At 67.1% G+C, this 4122-nt stretch carries 4 protein-coding genes and 1 pseudogene; 3 read left to right on the top strand and 2 right to left on the bottom strand.

Going from position 1 to position 4122, the window contains the following annotated elements; genetic code table 11:
• Positions 1-531: 531 nt before the first annotated feature.
• Positions 532-957 (top strand): cold-shock protein, encoded by a 426-nt coding sequence (locus tag AC08ON_RS16710; protein WP_011436383.1) that lies wholly within the window; start codon positions 532-534, stop codon positions 955-957.
• 223 nt (positions 958-1180) lie between these two features.
• Positions 1181-1435 (top strand): annotated as a pseudogene (locus tag AC08ON_RS16715) (recombinase family protein); the annotation flags it as partial.
• Positions 1436-1538: 103 nt separating this feature from the next.
• Here AC08ON_RS16715 and AC08ON_RS16720 read toward each other — a convergent pair.
• The gene (locus tag AC08ON_RS16720; protein WP_023841251.1) at positions 1539-2369 is read right to left on the bottom strand and encodes a PhzF family phenazine biosynthesis protein; all 831 of its coding nucleotides are present in this window, start codon (positions 2367-2369) and stop codon (positions 1539-1541) included.
• Between the two features lie 44 nt (positions 2370-2413).
• Between AC08ON_RS16720 and AC08ON_RS16725 the strand changes: the two genes are divergently transcribed.
• Complete coding sequence (locus tag AC08ON_RS16725) at positions 2414-3070, top strand: DUF1003 domain-containing protein (protein WP_476617309.1); 657 nt, start codon at positions 2414-2416, stop codon at positions 3068-3070.
• Between the two features lie 90 nt (positions 3071-3160).
• On the opposite strand, the gene AC08ON_RS16730 is transcribed toward AC08ON_RS16725, so the two are convergent.
• Positions 3161-4122 (bottom strand): cytochrome P450 (locus AC08ON_RS16730; protein ID WP_476617310.1); only part of this gene is annotated, 962 nt, incomplete at its 5' end.

The raw sequence follows: 4122 nt of genomic DNA on the forward strand, positions 1-4122 counted from the left end.
GCGCGGCCCTGGGTGGAATGGTGAGGTGCATGCCTGTCGGCCTCTCGGTGGCGGGCCGGGGCTCAGGGAGTGACCGGCTGGCGCGCCGCGGGCGTCCGGCGGAATGCGGAGAGGACGTCCTCCGGACGCTCGGAGACGGGCGTCGGCGGCTCGGGATGGCGACGATCATGGTCGGGTGGCCGGGAACGGTCTGTACGTGAACATGGTTGTAAGCGTAGACCTCTCGCCCGGCGATGTCGAACACGCGTTCGTTTCTGTGGTCGCGGCTCCGTCTTGGGGGTGTGGTCGTAATCGTGAAAGGATGACCCGTCGTTCCGCGTTGAACGTTGGTCTCAACCGAGGTAGCGTAGGCGGGTATTGGCGCGGTTGTTTCCGTCGAGGGCGAGGGTGGAGGCATCAGGCTTGCGGTCGGTTGGGGCTGTGGTGGTATGCTTCACTCTTAAGTCGTCCGCCCAACCGCCACGTGGCGGTTGGGCAGACGAAGTGGCGGTGGATAATCGTATGGTCTTTCGGGTGTTGTTGAGGTGAGTCGTGAGTACAGGTAAGGTTCTTCGCTTCGACCATGTTCGGGGTTACGGTTTCATAGCTCCCAGTGACGGTGGAGACGATATTTTCCTACATGCCAACGATCTTCTTGTTGAGAAGAATCTCGTCATCCCTGGGGCCGTCATGGAGTTCGAGATCGAGGAGGGCGAGCGTGGGCTGAAGGCCAGTGCGGCCCGCATCCTCAGGTCCGCGCCCGCGGCTTCGGGTCTGGCCGCTCCGGCGCCGACGAGGGGAACCGTCCACGCGGACGATTCCGACGCTCTCTGCGACGTCCTGCCGGTCGGGGAGTTCACCCAGGAAATCACCGAACTGTTGCTCCGGATCGACCCGACCCTGACGGGGACGCAGATAGTTCGGATCAGAAGCGAGCTGATGGGCGTGGCCGAGAAGTACGGTTGGATCGAGAGCTGACGCGTATCCGGGCGTCTTTCTCACGTCCGGCTCTCCCTTCCCCGGACGTGGGAGGGCCTCGGAGGCCTCGGGGCGGGAGGATAAGGATCCCCCGGGGCGGTCCAGCGGAGTCGGGCAGGTGCCGTCGTTCAGCGTCCCGCGCGGCGGCGGTTCTTCCTGCCGAGGTGTCAACTGCCGCGTATCAGCGCTTAATAATGTACTTTGGCAGGCTATAGTGGGCCATGCCCTGCTACGCGGCCCGCAGGTAGCCACGATCGTTGTCGAGTATCGCGTCCGGTTCGGCGTCGAGTATGTCGACGCCGACCTTGCCGCGTCCGGCCGCCGGCTGCTGGTCGTCGACCCCGCCGGGGTGGATGACGATCTGGTCGGGGACGTGACCGAGATCCTGACGTCGCTGTGTTTCCGGCTGTATGGTCGGGAGGCCGCCGCGGACCGGGTCCGGCGCGCGGTCGCAGCCGCCGTCGAGGAAAGCCCGTGAGGGTCCTCCAGGCGTATCGGGTTCGCTCTTGACCCGGAACGACGCCCAGCTCGCCGACCTGCGCCGGTATGCCAGCGCAGGTCGGTTCGTTTGCAAACGGAACCTACAGCTCGACGAAGCCGGACACGCAGGTGATCGTGTCGCCGCCGATCCAGACCGTGCCGTCCGCATCAGCGGAGATGTGCACCCGTCCGGTCCGGTGGAGCAGTGTTCCCTGGCTCACCGTGTAGGGTGCGCTCGCTCGCCCGGTCCGGAGCAGCCATTGGGCGACGGACGCGTTGAGGCTTCCGGTTACCGGATCCTCCCTCGTCGTGCCGTTCACGGGGAAGAAGGCCCGAACTTCGAACGTCTCGGTCGACTCGGGCGGATACGGGCCGAGCACGCCGAGATGCAGGTCGACGATGCCCGGTTGCAACGCGAGGACCGCCTCGGCGCTGTCGAGTAGAACAGCAATCCATCCCGGCCCGTTATCCGCCCACTCGGCGGCCACGATGTCATCGCGGGCGATGCCCAGCGCCGTGCCGATGCGCTGGACGAGGGCCTCCTTAACCGGCCCCGAGCGTCGCAGCGGGGGTGCGGCGAACGCGAGTCCGTCCGCGGTCCGCCGGACGGGAACGAGCCCGGCACCACACTCCTGAACGACCACATCGCCCCGTTCGGCCGGAGGCCGGGTGGTCAGCCAGGCGTGGCAGGTACCCAGCGTGGGATGCCCTGCGAAGGCCAGCTCGGCACCGGGTGTGAAGATCCGGACCCGGTAGTCGGCGTCCGATGAGGTGGGCGGCAGGATGAAGGTGGTCTCCGAGAGGTTCGTCCACCGGGCGAACCGCTGCATCTCCTCCGGGTCGAGTCCCGATCCGTCGAGCACGACGGCTACCGGATTGCCCTGATACGGGGATCTTGAGAAGACATCGATCTGTTGGAAGGGACGCGGCATCGGCCCAGTGTCCCGCGGGCCGCCGGCTGACCGCGCGGATGCGGGTGAGGAATTCCTGGATTCCGATCGCCAGGCGGCTGGAGGCGATGGAGCGTCACCAGGAGCGGGCCGGCGCGGGAACGCATCCGGGTGCATATCAGCATGAAGGCATGAGTTCCTCCGCCGACACCCATGGCCGACCCCGTCACGCCGAAGCGGGTGGCCGCCGGCATCCGCGTATTTCCAACGAGCGGATCGCCTTCGCCCGGATGCGCACCTCGCAGGACCGCGGGGCGGATCTGATCACCTCCTTCGCGGGATCGCTGCCCTTCGTCTACCTGCATGCGGTCTGGTTCGGCGGCTGGATCCTGTTGAACGAGGGCGTGTTCGGCGAGGGCGCCGTCTTCGACCGCTACCCGTTCGGCCTCCTGACGATGATCGTCAGCTTGGAGGCGATCTTCCTATCGACGTTCGTGATGGTCAGCCAGAACCGTGAGGCCGCCCGGCAGAACCTCCGTGCCGAACTCGACTTCGAGACCAACCTGCGATCCGAGGTGTGGTCGGTCCACATCGGGCGGGCGCTCGGGCTTGACCCCGACGAGGTGGAACGGGACGTCCAGGAGCTCGTCGCGCACGCCCGCGCGGAGATCCGTAACGGCCAGGCCCAGCCGATGGGTCCGGGAGTGATGGGTCCGGGAGTGATGGATCCGGGAGTGTCGTGACGCCTCAGGTGCATCGTCGGCGACGACGCGAATCCGGTGCCTGCTGCCCGGCGCCGGGCGCGTGGGGCCGGGTCAACCGAGCGTGACGATTCAGTCGAGCGTGACGACGAGGCCGCGCAGCTCGTAGGCCGCGATCTCGTCCCGGAGGGTGACCTGGGGTGGGCTGGCCATGTGCAGGCCGTCGAGCATGAACAGCTTGTGCAGGAAGATGTCGGTTTCGTGGATGGCGACGTGTGCGCCGGGGCATTTGTGGGGGCCGTCGCCGAAGCTCAGCCCCGCCGGACTCACGCCGTCGCCGATCGGGCGGGCGGGGCGGACTGTGTACGGGTCGGCGCCGATGGCCTGCGTGTCGATGTTGGTGCTGCTCACCGCGATGTCGATCTGGGCGCCGGCTGGGATCGTTAGCGGGCCGTGCGGGCCCGGTAGCTGGATGTCGGCCGTCGTGCGCCGTTTGAGCGTGGAGATGACCGGTTCCAAGCGCAGGAACTCGTGCAGGATCGCGATCCGTTCGGTCTGGTCAGCGTCGTGGTAACGGGCGCGCAGTGCGTCGTCGGTGAACAGGTGCCAGGCTGCGACGTTGATGAACTCCCGGGTGGTGATCATTCCTGCGGGTGCGAAGGTGACGCACTCGGCGAAGATTTCGGCATTGGTGCAGCCTTGGTCGATCATGTGTGAGATGAGGTCATCCGTGCGTCGCCGACGGCGGGTGCGTACCGCGGGGCGCACGTCGGCGAGGTAGAAGGCGATGGCGTGGCGGTTCTGCCGGATGAACTGCCTGATGCCGCGGATGCTGGTGACATTCGGCGGTCCGAGGTCTCCCTGGGCGAACCGTTCCAGGCGGGCGGCCATGCCGGGGCGGCTGTTGGTGAGGCCGATCACCGCGGCGGCGACCTCGACGGCGAGGGCGAAGCTGAGCTCGGACAGGTCGACGCTCCGCTCGCGGCACAACCGGTCGATCTGCTCGTCGGCGACGCGGTGCATCAGCTCGCGGTAGTGTTCGTCGACCCTGCGTAGAGTGAAGAATCGTGCGGTCAGCCGGCGGCGTTCCCGGT

This window comes from Frankia sp. CoWAU3, from assembly GCF_977971855.1.